Here is a 19,062-nt window from a genome sequence, read left to right as displayed (position 1 = left end):
AGCTAGCGGCCGGTCGCGGTCGGGCTGACCGAGGGGGTGCGGTCGAAGCCGGGGACGGTGGCGCTCTGCAGGTCGAGGGTGCCCTCGTAGGCAGGCATCGCGATCGACGACTCGTTCTTCACCTCGTAGCCGAGCTGGAACTTCACCACGTAGTCCTGCAGGTTCTCGATGTACTGCGAGTCGTCCAGCGCCTTCTGCAACTTCTGCCGGTCGCCGATCGCGGTGATCTTGTACGGCGGCAGGTACGGGACGCCGTGCAGGACGACCGAGTTGCCGACGCACTTGATCCCGGTGGTGGAGATGACCCGGTGGTTCTGGATCGAGAGCGCGTCCGCGCCGCCGGCCCAGAGCGCGTTCACCACGGCCTGGATGTCCTGCTGGTGGATCACCAGCCAGTCGGCGTCGACGTCCGGGTTCTCCTTCACCACCTCGGGTGGCGCGTCCTTCAGCGTGACGGTCAGTCCGGGGCCGGTGACCGGCGTCGTACCGACCTGTTCGGACAGTTCCTTGAGCTGGGTGGACAGCTTCGGGTCCATCGAGCCCTGCTGTGCCTGCAGCTTCTCGATGTCCTGGGTGAGCGCGGCGTGCTGGCGGACCAGGCTCGCGCTGCGGCGGCTCTGTTCCTCCACCAGCCCGGCGAGCGTAGTGTTGCGGCTAGGGCGCAGGTCGGTGCCTCGGGCGTTGGTGGCGCTGGTCGCGAAGAGCAGACCGGCGCACAGCAGCGCCAGCGGCGCCCCCACGCGCCACAACGAAATCCGCTTGAACCTACGCACCCGTGATCTCCATGTTGCTCTCTGCACTACGCTAACCCGGGACCGGACCCGACTACGGTCCGGGCCTGGGCCTCCAGCGCTCAGCTTATGCGTCCTTACAAGGAGTTCAGTCGTGCCCGAGTCGAGCAGTCGCAACAAGAAGAAGACCGAGAAGGTCAAGGCGGAGAAGACGCCGAAGAAGCCGCGTACCACCAGCCGCGTCTGGGTGGCGCCGCTGATGCTGGCCTGCTGGCTGCTCGGCCTCGCCTGGCTGGTCGTCTTCTACGTGGCCGGCCAGGACATCCCGGTGATGAACGACCTGGGCAACTGGAACCTGCTGATCGGCATGGGTCTGATCGCCGTCGGCTTCGTCGTCTCCACCCAGTGGATCTGACCGCACTGAAACGTTGATCCCCGCTCCGGGCGGTGAGCGGGGTGACCGAATCACAGGACTGAAGTTATCCACACCCGTATCCCCAACTGTGCACAGCTTTTCGGCGACTTGTCCCCAGGTCACCCCGGGTTTCTCCACGGTCACCGGCCGAAATCTCTCGAAATCTGTGGATATCCGAGGTTTGATTCGGTCAGTTTCCACACCGTTCATGTGGGCGTCGGACGGTTGTCCACGACCTTCGTCATCACGATCGTCGACGTCATTCGCAGCACCCCCGGCAACCGGGCCAGCTTCTCGTCCCGCACCTTCTGGAACGCCGCGATGTCCGCCGTCGCGACCCGGATGAAGTAGTCGGGCTCCCCGAACAGCCGCTCCGCGTGCACCACGTCCTCGATCTCCGCGAGCCCGGCCTCGAACCCGGCGACCGACTCCTCCCGGTCCATCGTCACCGCGACCAGCACCTCGAACCCGCGACCGACCGTCGCCGGATCGACGACAGCCCGGTATCCACTGATCACGCCGGCACGCTCCAGCTCCCGCAGCCGCCGGTGACACGGCGCCGCACTCAACCCCACCCGCTGAGCCAACTCGGTGACGGTCAGCCGACCCTCGCCCTGCAGCACCGCAAGGATCTTGCGGTCGATCGCATCCATGGCAAGAATCCTATCGCTCAGCGCCTCGATCGGGCATGAATTCGCACGATATCGTCGCCGGATCGGACGTAATCTTGCGCCATGCTCGACCTACTGCCCATCGCCGCCGCGATCTTCGGCATTCCGCAGTACCTTCCGCAGATCCTCAAGCTGCGGGCGACCGGTGACACGGCCGGGGTGTCGTGGTCCTGGGCGACGCTGACCAGCCTCAACAACTCGGCCTGGTTCGTGTACTTCATGCTGTCCGGCTACTGGAGCGCGAGCGTGCCGTCGACGGCGGCCGCCGTACTGGCCGGGACCGTCTCGGTGATGCTGGTACGACGAGGCGCGGTGAGCCGGCGTGCGATCGGCTGGATCTGCGGCTGGGCCGGCCTACTCGTGATCGCCACCCTCGTCGGTGGGCGGGTCGGGCTGGGCACGTTGCTCGCCGCGGCCGCCTTCGTCCAGGTGACGCCTTCGCTGTGGACGGCGTACCGGAGTGAGCGGCCGACGGGGATCTCGGCGGGGACCTGGGGGCTGGTGGTCGGTGAGCTGTCGTGCTGGTTCGTGTTCGGGCTGTGGAAAACCGACGTACGGCTGATCACGCTCGGGGCCACCGGAGTGATTGCGGGGCTTTTGATGCTCGCTCGGGTGTGGCAGGCGGGCGTACGGTCGAGGTGCCGACCAGCGGCCTGAGAGACGGGGAGGGTCTCACGATGTTCGTTCAGGTCATTCAGGGACAGGTGCAGGACGCCGAACAGGCACATGCCGCGTTCGACAGGTGGATGGAGGAGCTGGCTCCCGAGGCGACCGGCTGGCTGGGGACGACGGCCGGAGTCACCGAGGACGGGCGGTTCATCGCGCTGGCGCGGTTCGAGTCCGCCGAGGCAGCCCGGCAGAACAGCGATTCGCCGGCGCAGGACAAGTGGTGGCACGAGTTCGCGTCGGTGCTGACCGACGACGCGATCTTCCACGACAGCGACGACGTCACCCTCGATGTTCAAGGCGATCCTGACTCGGCCGGTTTCGTCCAGGTCATGCAGGGCAAGGGCAGCAACCCCGAGCGCGCCCGCGAGCTGATGGCGCAGGATCCCGAGGTGTGGGCCGCGTTCCGGCCCGACGTGATCGCCACCGCCACCACGATGTACGACAGCGGCGACTACACGATGGCGATCTACTTCACCAGCGAGGCCGAGGCCCGCGAGGGCGAGCAGAAGGAGCCGCCGGCCGAGATCAAGGCGGCGATGGACGAGCTGAACTCGCTCGCCGAGGGCCCGCCGGAGTTCTTCGACCTCAAGCAGCCCTGGCTGTACTCGCCCGCGTCTACGTAGAGATATATGTAGACATCTACGCACCTCCTACGTATAGTTCTACGTAGGAGGAGAGAGAGTATGCCCAACAAGACGATCTACGTGTCGGACGACGACCTGCCGCTGTACAAGCGGGCGCAGGAGCTCGCCGGGAACCTGTCCTCGGCGATCTCGCTGGCGCTGCGCAAGTACGTCGAGATGGAGGAAGGCCGGCTCGAGGGGTACGACGAGATCACCGTGCGGGTGGGCCGGGGCGCCGGCCGCAAGCAGCGGTTCTCCGGCGTCCTGCTCGCCGAAGGCGGCCGCTCCAGCAAGTCCGGGTACGAGGCCTTCAAGGTCTACCGCAGCCGGACCGGCAAGTTCGTCCTGCACGCCGACCGCCGCAACCAGATCACCCAGGGCGCCAGTGACGAGGAGTACCTGACCGGCTGGCGCGCCTGGGTCGGCAACTGGAGCACCGACCAGTCCTGGAGCATGGCGCAGGGCGAGGCCACGCTGCACGTGGTCGACACCGTCGAGGAACTGCGCGAACTGATCCCCGAGGATCTCTACCAACTCGTCGAGGAAGCCGCCGACCAGCCCGCGGTGGAGGACCTCGACATCTGACCATCTGACCCAGCACCCCTGATTCACCGACCGCCGCCGGCGGCTCGGCTGGATCAGCACGCCCAAATCCTCTCCTCCGCACACCTTCAGGCCACCTGGGCCAGGTTCACCCTGCCCGAAATCACCCAAGGAACCCTCATGTCATCAGCAATCGACGTGCGCGGTCTGCACAAGTCGTACGGCGACAAGGTCGTGCTCGGCGGCATCGACCTGAACGTTGCCGAAGGCACCATCTTTTCCCTGCTCGGCCCGAACGGCGCCGGCAAGACCACCGCGGTGCAGATCCTGTCGACCCTGATCGCCGCCGACGCCGGCGAGATCCGGGTGGCCGGCCACGACCTGCACCAGGACCCGGAGGCGGTCCGCGCCGCGATCGGCGTCACCGGCCAGTTCTCCGCGGTCGACGGCCTGCTCACCGGCCGCGAGAACCTCATCATGATGGCCGACCTGCACCACCTTGGCCGCCGGGAGGCCCGGCGCCGGGCCGACGACCTGCTCAAGCAGTTCGACCTGGTCGAGGCCGGCCAGAAGCTCGCCATGACGTACTCGGGCGGGATGAAACGGCGGATCGACCTGGCCATGACGCTGGTCGGCAACCCGCGGATCATCTTCCTGGACGAGCCCACCACCGGTCTCGACCCGCGCAGCCGGCACAACATGTGGCAGCTGATCCGCCAACTCGTCACCGACGGCGGCGTGACCGTCTTCCTCACCACGCAGTACCTGGAGGAGGCGGACCAGCTCGCCGACCGGATCGCCGTACTGGATCACGGCCGGCTGGTTGCCGAAGGTACGGCGGAGGAGCTGAAGCGGCTCGTCCCCGGCGGACACATCCGGCTGCGGTTCACGTCGCCGGACGAGTTCGCGCTCGCCGGTCAGGTGCTGCCGACCGCGGTGCCGAACAACGAGTCCCTGGTCCTGCAGGTGCCGAACGACGGCAGCGTGCACTCGCTGCGGGCGCTGCTGGCCCGGATCGACGACGCCTCGCTCGAGGTCGACGAACTGACTGTCCACACCCCCGACCTCGATGACGTGTTCTTCGCCGTCACCGGTCAGCCCACCGCCCACCAGGAAGTGATCACGAAATGAGCTACGCACTTCAAGACACCGCCACCATGCTGCGCCGCAACCTGCGGCACGCACAGCGCTACCCCGGTCTGTCGCTCGGCGCCCTCGGGATGCCGGTCGTGATGATGCTGCTGTTCGGCCTGGTCTTCGGCGACACCTTCTCGGCCGGTCTCGGCGGCGCGAACGGCTTCGACTACATCGACTTCCTGACGCCCGGCATCCTGCTGATGTCGATCGCGTCCGGGACGATGTCGCCCGCGGTCGCCGCCTGCACGGACATGACCGAAGGCATCGTGGCCAGGTTCCGGACGATGGCGATCTTCCGGCCGGCCTTCCTGACCGGGCACGTGCTGGGCAACGTGATCCTGACGATCGTCAGCCTGGTCCTGGTGGTCGGCTTCGCCGTCCTGATCGGGTTCCGCCCGACCGCGTCGTTCGGGGAGTGGCTGCTGGCGGGCGGGTTGCTGGTCGCGCTGACCATCTCGCTGACCTGGTTCGCGATCGCCCTCGGGCTGACCAGCAAGACGCCGGAGGGGGCGAGCAACATCGTGCTGCCGATCAGTCTGCTGCTGCCGTTCCTCAGCAACACCTTCATCCCGCTGGAGGCGATGCCGAGCGGTATCCGCTGGTTCGCCGAGTACCAGCCGTTCACACCGATCATCGAGACGCTGCGACACCTGCTGATCGGCACGCCGGTCGACACCGGCACCGGCTGGCTCGCCCTCGCCTGGTGCGCCGCGATCGGGATCGTCGGCTACTTCTGGGCGCAGAAGAGCTACAACAAGGGCACGGTGGCGTAGGGCGTCTCGCCTGAAGCCAAGGCGCCGAGCAGGTTCGCGCGGGTGCGGATGTGCGCGGGGACCAGTAGGTCGCAGTCAGGGTTGGTGACCGGTTCGCCGGCCACGACCTGGAGGGGGATCACGCCAGTCCAGTAGGGCAGGTCGAGGTCCTCCTCCTCGTCGTTGGCCGGCCCGGAGCGGGTCTTCACCGAGGCCTCGGTGAGGGAGAGGGCAAGGACGGATGTCTTGGCGAGCTCCTTGCGGTTGGGTGGGCGGACGGCTCGCGAGCGGCCGGGGACCAGGTGGTCGACGATGCAGTTGAGGCCGTCCAGCTTCTCGTCGGGGTCGGTCACCAGGCGGGGGACGCCGAAGACCACCGCGGAGCGGTAGTTGACCGAGTGGTGGAACGCCGAGCGGGCCAGCACCAGTCCGTCGGCATGCGTGATCGTCACGCAGACCGTCTGCTGCGGCGCTGCGACCACACTGCGGGCGGCGACGGAACCGTGCAGGTACAGCGTCCCGTCCGGTCCGCGGTCGAGATCCACGCCGTACGCCGTCGGCAGCACGAGCGGAGCGCCGTCCACCACCACGCCCAGGTGGCAGAACATGCCGTCGAGAAGCACGTCGAACAACGCCTCGCGCTCAGTGGCCGCCCGTTCCTTGGAGCGACGCAGGGTGGTCCGGTCGGTCGGCTGCAGCGGGGTTGTGGTCATGTAACCAGGCTGGGGGAATCAGTGGCATGCTGGCACGGTCCATTCCCGACCGAATTGGGTAGTCCATTCGTGCAGAGCTCGCTGCCGCTGATCCTCGATCGCGCCGACCGGCTGCCACTCCACCTGCAGCTGGCCGAGCAGCTCCGCGCCGCGATCCGGGACGGTCGGCTCGCGGCCGGTCACCGGCTGCCGTCCACGCGGGACCTGGCCAAGGACCTGTCCGTGTCCCGGTCCGTGGCCCAGGCGGCGTACGACCAGTTGCACGCCGAAGGCTGGATCGAGGGCCGCACCGGCGCCGGCACCTTCGTGACGGACGTCGCGCCGTTGCAGCCCGCCGTACGAAGACGCGCCGCGGCCCGGCCTGATCCCGCCGAGCCTTTGCTGACGCTCCGGCCCGGCATCCCGTACATCGGCCCGACTCCGGATCCCGGCTGGCGCCGCGCCTGGCGTGAGGTGTCGACGCAGTCCCCACCACCCGGGTACGACGACGCCGCCGGGCAGCCCGCGCTCCGGGAGGCGCTGGCAGAGCACGTACGCCGGGTCCGCGGGATCGCCTGCGGCCCGGAGAACCTGCTGATCACCAACGGCACCGTCCACGGCCTCCGGCTGCTCCTCACGGTCACCCGGCAGCCCGGCGACCGGATCGCGATCGAGGACCCCGGCTACCTGAACGCCGTGATCGCCGCCCGGGACCATCGGCTCGAGGTCGTCGACGTACCGGTGGACGAGGACGGTCTGCAGGTGTCCGCGCTGACCGACGACGTGCCGGCCGCGTACGTGACGCCGTCGCACCAGTACCCGCTCGGCGGCCGGCTCCCCGTTGCCCGGCGCAACGAACTGATCCGGTGGGCGCGCCGGACCGGGGCGATGCTGATCGAGGACGACTACGACAGCGAGTTCCGGTACGACGTTGCGCCGCTGCCCGCGCTCGCCCAGCTCGACCTGGACCGCGTGGTCCACCTCGGCACGCTCTCGAAGACGCTGAGCCCGTCCCTGCGCCTCGGCTGGCTGGTCGCGTCCGACACGATGGTCGACCGGCTCGCGACCTTCCGCGCCGAGTCCGGCGACTGGCCCGGCTGGCCGATGCAGGCCGCGCTGCTCACCATGCTTCGCGACGGCTACCTGGACCAGGCGGTCCGCCGATCACGCCGGCTGTACTCGGACCGCCGTACCCACACGTGCACGGTCCTTGCCCCGTACGGCCAGGTGATCGGCCAGGACGCCGGTCTGCACATCACGCTGTTGCTACCGGAGCACGTCGACGACCGCGAGGTGGCCATCGCCGCACGCGAGGCCGGTGTGGTGATCGCGCCGCTGAGCGAGTACCGCCGTACGACTCCCGGCCCGCCCGGCCTCGTCATCGGCTACGCCACGCCGACCACCGAGAACCTGCACAAGGCGCTGGACATCCTCACCGGCGTCCTCAGTCGCCGTTGAGCGGATCGAGCGCGGGTACGACGCCCCAGCGGAAGTGGACCGCCTCCGGGAAGGCCTCGTAGCCGACCTTGCCGATCGAGTTGATCACCGTTGCGGTCCCGTTGGCGTGACCGACGGCGTACAGGTAGCCCTGCTTGGTGTGCCTGTCGATGGCGAGGAGCAGCGTCCCGTACTGACCGCACTTGCTGGCGACCAGCGCCTCGAAGCCCTGCCAGGTCCGGCTGCGCACCTGCTTGACGACCGGCTTCATCGGCAAAGCCGTCGGGATGCGGACGGTGTAGAGCGCACCGCCTCGGGTGTTCACCAGGAACGTGTCATAGGTCCGCGTCTTGCTGATCAGCGCCATCGCCTTGACCGACCCGAACCCGGCAGCCGAGCCGGCGCTACGCCAACCGCTGCTCGTGACGTTCCACCGGAACAGCACACCGTCGCTACGCAACCCGTACGCCGTCGCCCGCTGCGCAGTCTGCGCCACTTCCAGCGCGGTGAAGCTCGTCCACCCGCCACCGACCCGACTGAACCTGACCGTGCTCACCAACTGCCCGGACTCGTCGGTCGTGTAGGCAACCCGAGACAACGCGTCCCCCTGCACCACCCACCCGTGCACATCGGCCCCGGCCACGTTGGGCTCCCTGACCGTGGTGCTACTCAGCCGAACCGTCCCCGGCGCGAACACGTCCCACGTCAGCCGACTGTCCGTCACCCCTGGCGGCGTACCAGCCTGCACGCCCGTGCTGACATGCACCCCGCGCCCATTCACCGCCCCCACCCGCACACTGCAGGCCCCGGCCGTACCCTCCGCGACCGCGCCCACAGGCGCCAACACGATGCCGGCCACCACCCCAGCCAGCCCGCACAAAACCCACCGACGCACCATGGCCACCTCCCACAAACCTTGATGCGCCCGAGGCCGCAGAAGTTATCCCCCGTTCAACGGGTCGAACGCGAGCCGCCACCGGAAGTAGACCGGATCGCCGAACGTACCCTGAACCTTCCCGAGCGACCTGATCACCGTCGCCGCTCCATTCGCGTGGCCAACGGCGTACAGGTAACCCGACTGCGTGTCCTTGTCGATGCCGAGCAACAGCGTCCCGGACAGCCCGCACTTCGCCGCGAGAAGCGTCTCGAACACCTGCCAGGTCGAGGCCCGGACCTTCTTCACCTCGAACGACGGAACCACATTGATCCGGATGGTGTAGAGCCCACCACCGCGGGTGGTCGCCAGGAACGTGTCGTGCGTCCGCGTCTTGCTGATCAACGCCATCGTCTTCACGGCCTCGAACCCGACCCCACCGAGCGATCGCCGCCAGACGTCATTGGTGTTCAGCCACCGCATCAACAACCCGTCGTTCCGCAACCCGTACTCGTAGGTCCGAATCGGCGGCGCATGCTCCACCTCGTCATACTCCGCCTCCTCGACGAACTTGTAGTTCGTCCAGCCCCCACCGATCCGCATCAGGAACGGCGGGTCCGTCAACTGCCCGACGTTGTCGAGCCCGTAGCCGCTGCGATACAACGTGTCCCCCTGGACCACCCACCCGACGACGGCAGTGAAGCTGAAGATGTCCCGCTCGTTGAGGAATGTCGTACTGAGCCGCACCTGCCCCGGTCCATAGACCGCCCCCGCCGTCCGGTTGCCCACCGCCACCATCGTCGGCGGCGCCCCAGCCGTCACCCGGTGGTAAGCATGCCCCCCAGCCGCAGTAACCGACCCCACGTCAATCGTGCATGCCGCCGAGGCCCGCTCTTCCACCGCATTCCCCGGCGGCACGATCCCCACCGCCGCCAAAACCACCGCAACCCCACCACAAACCAATCCCCGCCCAAACATCACCCAGCCCCCTATCTCCCCACCCCATTCAGCGCCCAAGACCGGGAGGACGGCAAGGGTGGAGGCCAGGGGAGTTACGCCGAGCGGGGCTCTCGGAACTGATCGAGGTCGAGCTCGACCTCCATGCCGTTGAGGATTGCAACGATTCGGGGGTTCTCCGCGCCGGTCGCGTGCAGGTAGTCCGCCAGAGTCGACAGCAACATGTCGTTGCGACGCTCGAGCCGCGAAACGACCGCTTGGCCGACACCTAGCCGCTCCGCGACCTCCACCTGCGTCAGATCGCCGGCCCTGCGGATCATCGCGAGATTCTCGGCGTAGACCCGATCCATCTCCCGCGCCTCGGCCTCGACCTCCGCAACTCCAGCCGCAACCTCCGGCCGAGCCAGCAACCGGTCGACCCGCGCATTGCCCCGCACAAACCTCGCCTGCTCCGACTTCTTCCTGCTCATGCGCGCCCCCTCATCGCTTCTCGCTTCCACTGATCGATGAGACCGTCAGCGCGTAGGCCGACGGAGTTGTAGAAGACGTCACCGATCCTTGCCTTGTCACCCGCGAACAGCGCGACGGTACGGATGCGAGGTCCTCCACAACGGGTACCGCTTCGACTGCCGAACCCAGCGAAGCGTCGCGGTCTCCGTGTCCCGTGTGGGCGGCTCCTTGAGCTCCTGAAGATGCTTGAGCGCGGCCAGCCGATCTGCATCGATCAATTATGACACCAGAGTCATATGACCTCAAAACCATATCCACAGTCCCGCAAGTGGACAACCACTCTGCTACAACCGTTACCTTCGGACCGCATTGGCCAGCGAGCTACCCCGGTCTCCACGGTTGTTCGGGTGAGTGGCTGGTGCGACGCCACGGGGTGGTCGTACGCGGGCGATAGCACGCGCACGCGAAGCGGCCGATAGCACGCGCACGCGAAGCGGGCGATAGCACGCGTGATTGAAGCGGGCGATAGCACGCGTGGAGGAGGGTGGGTGGGAGCCTGCGCAAGTGAGCGACGTAGGAGCGAAGCGCGTCGCGGGCGTGGGTGCTTACGGGCGTGTGGGGTTGGATTTGAGTGGGGGTTGTACGACGGGGGTGTCTTCGGTCCAGGTGAGTTCGGAGAGCCACATGGTTCGGCCGGGTGGGTCGATGCCTACGGCGGCGGGGTCCCAGGCGTGGTAGATGAACCAGTCGCGGTTGTCCTTGGTGAGGACCATGTTGTGGCCAGGGCCGGCGGCGTCTTCGGAGCTCACCAGGACGGGGTCCCCGGACTTCTTGCACGGGCCGGTGGGGGTCGTGCAGACGGCGTGACCCACGGCGTACGTCGACTTGTCGTAGGCGTTGGCCGAGTAGAAGAGGTGGAACTTGCCACCCCGTTCCACCATGTACGGCGCCTCGACCAGATCGCCCTCCCACGCAAGATCCTGCTTGATCAGCCGACGGGTCGGACCGGCCAACGTGAGCCCGTCGGGGGAGAGCTCGGACACGTAGATCCAGGTGTCGACTCCGATCGCGTTCCCGTCGTTCTTCCAATACAGCCAGCGCTTACCCGACGAGTCCTCGAACGGCGACGCGTCGATCGACCCACCCTCGGCCACCTGACAGATCAACGGCTTGGACGATTTGTCGATATATGGACCTGTCGCCGCGGAAGCCACCGCGACCCCGATGCACTGCCGGCCGGACGCGTCGTCGGACGTCGTGTAGTACATGACATACCGATCAGCAGCATGTACGGCGACCTCCGGAGCCCACACCTTGCCGGGTGTCGTCCACTCCGGCAGCGACGGCAGCGAGTCCCCGACCTGTTCCCACGACACCAGGTCCGCCGACTTCAACGTCTGCACGTTGCCGAGCGTGCCGTTGGTCGCGAAGGCGACATAACCGTTGTCTACGGCAATCACCTGTGGATCGGCAAAGTTCTGGTCGTACACCGGGTTCGTGAAACCCACCGTCGTCGCTCCTTCCGTGGACGAGGGCGCCGCGCCGGAGTCGCTGCAGCCGGCCAATACCAGCAACAGCAGCAGCAACCCCAGCCGACGCCTCATCTCACCTGCTCTCGTAGAACCGCAGGTACTCGAACGTCGCCACCGGCGGAACCGCTGCACCGGTGAACTCACCGTGCGCGTACAGCCCCAGCTGAGCCTTGGCCGGCAGCACCCACGCCGCACCCCAGGTCCACTGCTTCCCGTCCACCGACGTCGCCGCCCGGTAGACGTGCTCACCTGCAGCGTTCTCGTGGTACGCGAGCCGCATCCACAGCGTCGGCTCCGACCGCCCGATCGCGGCCGCACCGTACGACGTCGCCCCGTCGGACGGCCGTGCCACCAACTCACGACCGAACTCGGTCTGCCGAGTCCGCCAGATCGCGACGTTGCCGAGTCGCGCGAAGTCGCTGTCGTTCAGGTACGCGATCATCCCGGCCTGCTGGTAGTTGCGGATGTCGCCCTCACCCAGATCGAGGTTCAGCTTGGTCTCCGCGATCCAGCTCGTGGTCGACGGCGTGCTGTGGAAGAGCAGCCCGGCGGTGTTCCCGCCACCGACCAGGTCGGCGTTCTGCAACGGCCACGACAGCTTGCCGTCAGCAACAACCGCCTTGTCGTCCTGCCGCACCCACGACCAGTCCGATCCGAGCGCGCCGTCGAACTCATCACCCGACAGCAACGTCCCGGTCTGCGGTACGGCGGCCAGCCGCCGGACCGGAGGCGCCACCGGCCGCACCGTCAGGTTGTCCACCTCGGCCGACCCAAGCCACGCCACCGGCGCCGACTTGACCGACAAACCAGGCAGGGAAGCCTCGGCGTAAACGTCACCCAGCCCCGCGTCGTTGAGCCGCGCGGTCACGGACGAACCCGTCACCTGCACACTCAGCTTGTTCCAGTCCGACCGATCGAAGTCCGCAGGCAACGCAGCAGACGCGGTACGGCGACCAGCCACCAGCGTGATCCTGGACCCGGTCACCGACGCGACCACCTGGCCGCCGCCGAGGACCGTGGTGAACGAGTTCCCCAACCGCACGTCGGCCTCGACCCGCAGCGACCCAGCCGGAGCCGACTGCCGAGTCCGAGCCGCTCCGGAAATCGAAGCAGTCGGCCCGCCCAGCGCGTCACCAGGTGAACGAACCGCCCCGATGAGCCCACCAGCCGGGTCCGCGGCGTCGATCCCGAGCCCGGATCCGGTCGTCGGCGCCGGCACCGGCCCGTCGGACGGACCGAGACCGGCACGGGTCCGCGGCCAGCCGTCGATCCAGTCGATCCGGTCGATCAGCATCGGCCGCCGGTTGATCCCGAACGGGTCGGTCAGCCACGGCGTCGCGCGGTCGATCGCGTGGTACACGATGTGGTCCTGCCCGGCCGCATCCGTCATGAACGCGTGGTGGCCAGGGCCGATCCACTTGTTGCCGTTCTGCGTGATGACCGTCGTACCGCCGACTCGCGAGTCCGTCATGGCGGCGCCGTCGGCGTCCACGAAGGGACCGCGGGGTGAGCGGGAGCGACCGGCGAACACCGAGTAGCCGGTGGTCGGGCCGGCGCAGCAGTTCATCGACGAGCCCATCAGGTAGTACCAGCCGTCGCGGTAGACGGCGTACGCACCCTCGTAGCGGTCTCCGATCGTCACCTGAGTAGGTGAGCCGACCGCCTGCAGGCCGTCCGGCGTCAGCTCGGTGACGGAGATGCCGCCATAGAACCCGCCGTAGTACAGGTACCGCTTGCCGTCGGCGGCCGTCAGCAGCGCCGGGTCGATGGTGCCGAAGTAGCCGCCGTTGCCGTCCGGCTTGGGGGTGACGACCGGGCCGTCGGTGGCAGTCCACGGTCCCGCCGGGGTCGGGGCGGTGGCCACGCCGATCGCGGGATCGCCGCCGGGGTTGGCCGCGGTGTCGGTGACGGTGAAGTACATGACGTACCGGCCGTCGAAGTACCGGATGTCCGGCGCCCAGAAGAACGAGCCCGGCGCGGCCCAGGCGGGCTTGGTCTGCTCGTTGAAGACCGTCCCGAGGTACTCCCAGGAGCTGAAGGCCTTGGTCCGGGCCATGTGCATCAGGCCGAACGGGCCACCGGAGACCAACGGGTCGGAGGTGGCGTACGCGTACCAGTAGCCGTCGCGGCCCTGGATGATCGCCGGGTCGGCGAACGTGTCGGCGAAGCTCGACGAGATGGCGTTGGTCGTGGTCGGAGCCGGCGCTGCAGTGGCAGCCGACGTACCGGCTGCCACTGCGGCCACGGCAAGCGCCGCGGCCAGCAGACGTCTCTTGGGAGGCACAGGCGGGTCCCCTCTCAGGACTGATATCAACCTTTGATGCCGCTACGGGCGACACCTTCGATCACGTACCGCTGGACGAACACGTAGAGGATCAGGACGGGTACGGCGGCCACGGTCGCGCCGGCCATGATCACCGGGTAGTCGGTGGTGTAGGCCCCCTGCAGCAGGGACAGACCGGCCGGCAGGGTGAGCCGCTCCGGGCTGAACAGCACGAACAGCGGCCAGACGAAGTCGTTCCAGTTCGACAGGAACGACAGCACGGTCAGCGTGGCCAGGGCGGGCTTGGCGTTCGGCAGGATGATCCGGGTGAAGATCGTCCAGGCGCCCGCTCCGTCGATCAGCGCGACCTCCTCGAGTTCCCTCGGGATGGCCAGGAAGAACTGCCGCATGAAGAACACCCCGAAGGCGCCGGCCGCGCCCGGGACGACCAGCGCCCAGAGCGTGTCCAGCCAGGCGAACTGGTCCATCAGCAGGTAGTTCGGCATCAGGAACACGAAGCCGGGCACGAACAGCGTCAGCAGGATCACGCTGAAGATCGCGTTCTTGAACCGGAAGCTCATCCGGGCCAGCGCGTAGCCGGCCATCGACGCGACCACCACGACGAGTACGGCGTGCAACGTCGCGGCGGCGAAGCTGTTCAGCGCCCAGCGCAGCACCGGGTTCTGCCCGCCGGTGGTGAGGATCTCGCCGTACGCCCGGCCGGTCGGGTCCTGCGGGATCAGCGACGGCGGGTCGGACTGCGACTCGCCGACGGTCTTGAACGAGGTGACCACCATCCACAGCAGCGGGAGGATCACCAGCAGGGTCAGCAGGATCACCAGCACCCAGAACGCTGGCGACGGTCGGCGCTTCATGACTTCCGCTCCCTCATCAACGCGAAGGCGATCAGCGAGACGACCGCCAGTGCGGCGGCGAGCACGTAGCTCATCGCGGCTGCCTGTCCCATCCGGAACTGGCTGAAGCCGATGTCGGTGATGACCATCAGCGCGGTCGTGGTGGTGTCACCCGGCCCGCCCTGCGTGATCAGCAGCGCCTGGCCGAACATGTTCGCGCTCGCCAGCAGGGTGATCGTGACGATGAACACCGTGACCGGACGCAGTCCCGGCAACGTGACGTGCACGAACTGCTGCCAACGTCCTGCCCCGTCCAGCGCGGCTGCCTCGTACTGCTCGGCCGGGATGTCCTGCAGCCCCGCCAGGTAGATGATCGAGTTGAACCCGGCCGTCCACCACACCGTCACCAGGACGAGCGAGATCCAGGCCCACGGCTGGTCGTTGGTCCAGCCGATCTCGGGCAGCCCGAACAGCTCGAGGAACGCGTTCAGGATGCCGAAGTTGGTGTCCAGGATGTACCGGAACATCAGGCCGATGACCGCGACGCCGAGCACGTACGGCGCGAAGTACACGGCCCGGAAGAACGTCCGGCCCGGGAACTTCCGGTTCAGCAGCACGGCCAGGCCGAGCGGCACCGCCACCAGGAACGGCACCGAGGCGACCGTGAAGATGCCCGTGGCCCGCATGCCGTGCCAGAACGGCTCGGCGGTCGCCGTCAGCGGGTCGAACAGGTCCTTGTAGTTCTGCAGCCCGACGAACGGCTTCCCCGGCAGCTGGAAGTCCCAGTCGTGCAGGCTCATCCAGAAGCCGAACAGCGCCGGCCCGACCACGAACAGCAGGAACAGCAACAGGTAGGGCGCGAGGAACAGGTACGGCGTGGCCCGCCCGTACCCACGCACCGAGGAGGAGGCGCGGGTGCGACGCTTGCCGATCGCACCCGCCTCTGCCTGGGCGACCATGGCTTACGCGCCGTACTTCTTGCGGTTCGCCTCGAGGATCTTGTCCGCGCGGGCCGCCGCGTCGCTCAGCGCCTTGGCCGGCTCGGCCTTCAGCAGGACCGCCTCGTTGACCGCCTTGTTCATCTCGTTCAGCGCGTCACCGATGCCCGGCACCGGAGGCGGGAAGTGCAGGTCGTCGATCTGGGTGGCCAGCGTCGCCTGCTCCGGCAGCGCCTTGAACTCGGCCGACTCACGCACCTGCTTGCGGGCCGGCACCTGGCCGCCCTTGGCCCACTCCAGCGACTTCTGGCTGATGTAGTTGACGAACACCCGCGCCGCGGTGGACTTGTTCTCGTCCGCCGTCTTCAGCTTGGGCAGCACGAACTGGTGCGACCCGGCCCAGGCGGCCTTGTTGTCGCCGATGGTGGGCAGCGCGGCCACACCCCACTCCAGACCCTTCTTCTCCTTGAACGTGTTGATGTTCCAGATGCCGTTCCAGACGAAGGCGTTCTTGCCGTTCATCACCGCGATGTTGTCGGCGTCCTGGGCGACGTTCTTCGGGCTGTGCCCGTTCTTCACCAGGTCGACGAACCAGCTGAGGCCCTTGACGCCGGGCTCCTCGTGCCAGACCGCCTTCGACGAGTCGTCGTTGAACAGGTTGCCGCCGAACTGCCACAGCAGCGCCTGCACGGTGAGGACGCCGGTGAACGGGAACGGCGTGGCCCAGTGGCCCTGGATGCCCTTGCCCTTCAGCGCGTCGAGCGCGGCGGCGTACTCGTCCGCGTTCGTCGGCGGCTTCTCCGGGTCGAGGCCGGCCGTCTGCAGGAGGGTCTTGTTGTAGAAGAAGCCGAGCGGGTGGACGTCGAGCGGAATGCCGTACCGCTTGCCGTTGAACTCGCCGGCCTTCCAGACCACGTCGGCGAAGTCGGACTGCTGCAGGTTCAGCGCCTTGGCGACGTCGTCGAGCGGCTCGATCACGTTCCGGGCCGCGTTGGTGGCCAGCGAGTCCACGTGCATGATCGCGACCGCCGGACCACGGCCGCTGCTCACCGCGGTGGGCAGCTTGGTGTAGTAGTCGGCCCACTGCATCACGGTCATCTTGACCTTGATGTTGCTGTGCTCGCTGTTGAACTGGTCGACCAGCTTGCGCATGAACGGGCCGTCACCGCCGGTGAAGCCGTTCCAGAAGTCGAGCTCGACGGTCGGGCCGTCGTAACCCTTCGAGCCGCCGTCACCGGTGGCCTGGCCCGCGCCACCCGGCTTGCCGGCCGAGCCCTCGCCGCAGCCGGCCAGGATGCCGGCCGCTCCGGCCACGCCGAGACCACTGAGGACGAGTCGCCGGCTGATCGTGTTCATGGTGTTCCTCCAGGGAAGAGCCCCATCACTGGGACAGACGCAGTAGGTGCCACGAGGCAGGGGGCAACGTGGCGGTGCAGTTGCCGTCGACGACTTGGGTGCCGTCGACGGCCCGGGGCACCACCCGGTCCGGATCGTCCGCGGTGTTCACCGCGGCGCGATCGTCGTCGTACAGAGCCAGGTGCTCGACCACCCGGTACCCAGGCGGTAGCGGGATGTCGAGGTCGACCTTGTCGGTCTCACTCCGGTTCACCACGAACACCGTGAGTTCCCGGGTGTTCTCGTCGTACGTCGCTGTGCTCCACAGCGCCGGGACCCGGCCGAAGGCGGCGGTGTCCACGTCCGGGCCGTCGGTGACCACGGTCTGCAGGACGGTCGGGCCGGCGTACTTCGCGGTCAGCGCGAACGGGTGGAAGATGGTCTGCCGCCAGGCCGGGCCGCCGGGCTCGGTGCGAATCGGGCCGATCACGTTCACCAGTTGCGCCAGGCAAGCGATCTTCACCCGGTCGGCGTGCCGGAGCAGGGTGATCAGCAGGCTGCCGACCACCACCGCGTCGTCGACGGTGTAGGTGTCCTCGATCAGCGGGCTCACCTCGCGGATGCCGAGACCGAGCTCACCCGGGAAGTGCTGCTGGTACCAGACGTTCCACTCGTCGAACGACAGGGTGATCTCCTTGTCGCTGCGCCGGAGCGCCTTGACGTGGTCGGCGGTCGCGATGATCGAGGTGATCATCCGGTCCATCTCCTCGGCAGCGGCCAGGAAGCTGGCCTGATCACCGTCGCGAGGCTCGTAGTAGGCGTGCAGGCTGATGTGGTCGACGAGGTCGTAGGTGCGCTCGAGGACGACCCGCTCCCACTCGCCGAAGGTCGGCATCCCGGCGTTGCTGGACCCGCAGGCGACGAGCTCGAGCCCGGGGTCGACGCGGCGCATCGCGTTCGCGGTCTCCTCGGCGAGCCGGGCGTACTCCTCGGCGGTCTTGTGGCCGATCTGCCAGGGGCCGTCCATCTCGTTGCCCAGGCACCAGACCCGGATGTCGTGCGGCTCGGGGCTGCCGTTGGCCACCCGGCGGTCGGGCAGCTCGGTGCCGGCCGGGAGATTGCAGTACTCGAGCAGCTCGACGGCCTCCTTGATCCCGCGGGTGCCGAGGTTCACCGCCCAGATCGGGTCGACGCCGGCCTTGCGGGACCAGGCGACGAACTCGTCGGTGCCGAACTGGTTCGGCTCGATCGCCCGCCAGGCCAGGTCCAGCCGGCGCGGCCGCTGGTCCTTCGGGCCGACGCCGTCCTCCCAGTCGTAGTTGGAGACGAAGTTGCCGCCGGGGTAGCGGATGGTGCTGACGCCGAGCTCGCGGACCAGCTCCAGCACGTCCTGGCGGAACCCGTCGGCGTCCGCGGACGGGTGCCCGGGCTCGTAGATCCCGGTGTAGACGCAGCGTCCCATGTGCTCGACGAACGAGCCGAACAGCCGCCGGTCGAGCGCCCCGACGACGAACGCCGGATCCACCACAAGCCGTGCCACGAAGCCTCCCAGCGATCTTTACAACGATTAACACGGATTTCTACAACGATTGACATCTGCTGTAAAGGGTTGGGCGCTGTCTGGTGATCCCCTGCCGTAGCGAGCAGGTGCTCGGTGCGGTGGCTCGGCGTGCTGGAGTGAAGGCCTCGATGTGGTTTCATCGTGGTCTTTGCTCCAGTGCGCCGAGGTGCCGTGCCGAGTGCCGCGCAGTAGGCAGGGGATTGCCAGACAGGGCCCTTGACCCCGCACACTGAGTGACATGCCGAGAATCCAGTCAGTCGTGATCCACTGCCGTGATCCGTACCTGCTCGCGCCGTTCTGGAGCCTGGCCACCGGCCTGCCCATCCATCCGGACGACGTCAAGTCGCTGTCCTCGCACTCGCTGGAGGACGACGAGTCCGTCCTGCTCGGCGCGCGGGAGGGCTTCCACGTCTGGATCACGCCGGCCGACGAGCTCAAGCCGGCCGGCCGGATCCACCTCGACGTCACCGGTGCGGACGACGACCTGCGGTCGCTGCTCAAGGCCGGCGCGGCGGTCGTCCGGGAGCTGCCGCACTGGACCGTGCTGTCCGATCCGGAAGGCAACGAGTTCTGTTTCGTCCCGGCCGTGGCACACTCGGGCTCGTCGACCACGTGAGCGGGCCGGGTG

Annotated in this window: 20 protein-coding genes; 8 read left to right on the top strand and 12 right to left on the bottom strand. The window is 67.9% G+C overall.

The window, feature by feature from the left end; all coding sequences use genetic code 11:
• Positions 1 to 2: 2 nt before the first annotated feature.
• On the bottom strand, positions 3 to 773 hold the full coding sequence (locus tag AB0H36_RS25170; RefSeq protein ID WP_360527995.1) for a DUF881 domain-containing protein: 771 nt from the start codon (positions 771 to 773) through the stop codon (positions 3 to 5).
• A 112-nt stretch (positions 774 to 885) separates the two neighbouring features.
• Between AB0H36_RS25170 and AB0H36_RS25165 the strand changes: the two genes are divergently transcribed.
• A complete protein-coding gene (locus AB0H36_RS25165; RefSeq protein WP_360527992.1) occupies positions 886 to 1,146 on the top strand; it encodes a cell division protein CrgA in 261 nt (86 codons plus the stop codon).
• A gap of 206 nt (positions 1,147 to 1,352) precedes the next feature.
• On the opposite strand, the gene AB0H36_RS25160 is transcribed toward AB0H36_RS25165, so the two are convergent.
• Positions 1,353 to 1,799: an Lrp/AsnC family transcriptional regulator gene (locus AB0H36_RS25160; RefSeq protein ID WP_360527989.1), complete on the bottom strand. Its 447-nt coding sequence runs from the start codon at positions 1,797 to 1,799 to the stop codon at positions 1,353 to 1,355.
• Positions 1,800 to 1,880: 81 nt separating this feature from the next.
• Here AB0H36_RS25160 and AB0H36_RS25155 point away from each other — a divergent pair, with 81 nt between their 5' ends.
• The 5 genes from AB0H36_RS25155 to AB0H36_RS25135 all read left to right on the top strand — a co-directional run bounded on the left by AB0H36_RS25155 (position 1,881) and on the right by AB0H36_RS25135 (position 5,562).
• Positions 1,881 to 2,474, top strand: coding sequence for a PQ-loop domain-containing transporter (locus AB0H36_RS25155; RefSeq protein ID WP_360527986.1), 594 nt, complete (start codon positions 1,881 to 1,883; stop codon positions 2,472 to 2,474).
• Between the two features lie 20 nt (positions 2,475 to 2,494).
• Positions 2,495 to 3,109, top strand: coding sequence for a hypothetical protein (locus AB0H36_RS25150; protein WP_360527983.1), 615 nt, complete (start codon positions 2,495 to 2,497; stop codon positions 3,107 to 3,109).
• Positions 3,110 to 3,169: 60 nt separating this feature from the next.
• Positions 3,170 to 3,694, top strand: a complete 525-nt coding sequence (locus tag AB0H36_RS25145; RefSeq protein WP_360527980.1) for an EXLDI protein — start codon at positions 3,170 to 3,172, stop codon at positions 3,692 to 3,694.
• Between the two features lie 138 nt (positions 3,695 to 3,832).
• Positions 3,833 to 4,783, top strand: coding sequence for an ATP-binding cassette domain-containing protein (locus AB0H36_RS25140; protein WP_360527977.1), 951 nt, complete (start codon positions 3,833 to 3,835; stop codon positions 4,781 to 4,783).
• Positions 4,780 to 5,562 (top strand): ABC transporter permease, encoded by a 783-nt coding sequence (locus tag AB0H36_RS25135; RefSeq protein WP_360527974.1) that lies wholly within the window; start codon positions 4,780 to 4,782, stop codon positions 5,560 to 5,562. The genes AB0H36_RS25140 and AB0H36_RS25135 overlap by 4 nt, the downstream gene beginning before the upstream one ends.
• Here the strand turns inward: AB0H36_RS25135 and AB0H36_RS25130 are convergent.
• A complete protein-coding gene (locus tag AB0H36_RS25130) occupies positions 5,538 to 6,254 on the bottom strand; it encodes a pyridoxamine 5'-phosphate oxidase family protein (RefSeq protein ID WP_360527972.1) in 717 nt (238 codons plus the stop codon). The two genes, AB0H36_RS25135 and AB0H36_RS25130, sit on opposite strands and share 25 nt — an antisense overlap.
• Positions 6,255 to 6,323: 69 nt before the next feature.
• Here AB0H36_RS25130 and AB0H36_RS25125 point away from each other — a divergent pair, with 69 nt between their 5' ends.
• Positions 6,324 to 7,691 carry a PLP-dependent aminotransferase family protein gene (locus AB0H36_RS25125; RefSeq protein ID WP_360527970.1) on the top strand — a complete coding sequence of 456 codons (1,368 nt, stop codon included), beginning with the start codon at positions 6,324 to 6,326 and terminating at the stop codon, positions 7,689 to 7,691.
• Here AB0H36_RS25125 and AB0H36_RS25120 read toward each other — a convergent pair.
• The 9 genes from AB0H36_RS25120 to AB0H36_RS25080 all read right to left on the bottom strand — a co-directional run bounded on the left by AB0H36_RS25120 (position 7,678) and on the right by AB0H36_RS25080 (position 18,413).
• On the bottom strand, positions 7,678 to 8,394 hold the full coding sequence (locus tag AB0H36_RS25120; protein WP_360527967.1) for a hypothetical protein: 717 nt from the start codon (positions 8,392 to 8,394) through the stop codon (positions 7,678 to 7,680). The two genes, AB0H36_RS25125 and AB0H36_RS25120, sit on opposite strands and share 14 nt — an antisense overlap.
• A gap of 216 nt (positions 8,395 to 8,610) precedes the next feature.
• A complete protein-coding gene (locus AB0H36_RS25115; RefSeq protein ID WP_360528071.1) occupies positions 8,611 to 9,342 on the bottom strand; it encodes a hypothetical protein in 732 nt (243 codons plus the stop codon).
• A 254-nt stretch (positions 9,343 to 9,596) separates the two neighbouring features.
• The gene (locus AB0H36_RS25110) at positions 9,597 to 9,971 is read right to left on the bottom strand and encodes a helix-turn-helix domain-containing protein (protein ID WP_360527964.1); all 375 of its coding nucleotides are present in this window, start codon (positions 9,969 to 9,971) and stop codon (positions 9,597 to 9,599) included.
• Between the two features lie 585 nt (positions 9,972 to 10,556).
• Positions 10,557 to 11,555, bottom strand: a complete 999-nt coding sequence (locus tag AB0H36_RS25105) for a glycoside hydrolase family 43 protein (protein WP_360527961.1) — start codon at positions 11,553 to 11,555, stop codon at positions 10,557 to 10,559.
• A 1-nt stretch (position 11,556) separates the two neighbouring features.
• A complete protein-coding gene (locus AB0H36_RS25100) occupies positions 11,557 to 13,767 on the bottom strand; it encodes a family 43 glycosylhydrolase (protein WP_360527958.1) in 2,211 nt (736 codons plus the stop codon).
• A gap of 26 nt (positions 13,768 to 13,793) precedes the next feature.
• Entirely contained in the window at positions 13,794 to 14,621 is an 828-nt protein-coding gene (locus AB0H36_RS25095) for a carbohydrate ABC transporter permease (RefSeq protein WP_360527955.1), read from the bottom strand.
• The gene (locus AB0H36_RS25090) at positions 14,618 to 15,559 is read right to left on the bottom strand and encodes a sugar ABC transporter permease (protein ID WP_360527953.1); all 942 of its coding nucleotides are present in this window, start codon (positions 15,557 to 15,559) and stop codon (positions 14,618 to 14,620) included. The genes AB0H36_RS25095 and AB0H36_RS25090 overlap by 4 nt, the downstream gene beginning before the upstream one ends.
• Positions 15,560 to 15,562: 3 nt before the next feature.
• Positions 15,563 to 16,894: an extracellular solute-binding protein gene (locus tag AB0H36_RS25085; RefSeq protein ID WP_360527950.1), complete on the bottom strand. Its 1,332-nt coding sequence runs from the start codon at positions 16,892 to 16,894 to the stop codon at positions 15,563 to 15,565.
• A 25-nt stretch (positions 16,895 to 16,919) separates the two neighbouring features.
• Positions 16,920 to 18,413 carry an alpha-N-arabinofuranosidase gene (locus tag AB0H36_RS25080; RefSeq protein WP_360527947.1) on the bottom strand — a complete coding sequence of 498 codons (1,494 nt, stop codon included), beginning with the start codon at positions 18,411 to 18,413 and terminating at the stop codon, positions 16,920 to 16,922.
• A 259-nt stretch (positions 18,414 to 18,672) separates the two neighbouring features.
• Between AB0H36_RS25080 and AB0H36_RS25075 the strand changes: the two genes are divergently transcribed.
• A complete protein-coding gene (locus tag AB0H36_RS25075) occupies positions 18,673 to 19,050 on the top strand; it encodes a VOC family protein (RefSeq protein WP_360527944.1) in 378 nt (125 codons plus the stop codon).
• Positions 19,051 to 19,062 lie beyond the last annotated feature (12 nt).

The organism is Kribbella sp. NPDC050820 (genome assembly GCF_040653975.1).
Classification (GTDB): Bacteria; Actinomycetota; Actinomycetes; order Propionibacteriales; family Kribbellaceae; genus Kribbella.
This window is presented reverse-complemented; position numbering and strand designations above follow the sequence as displayed.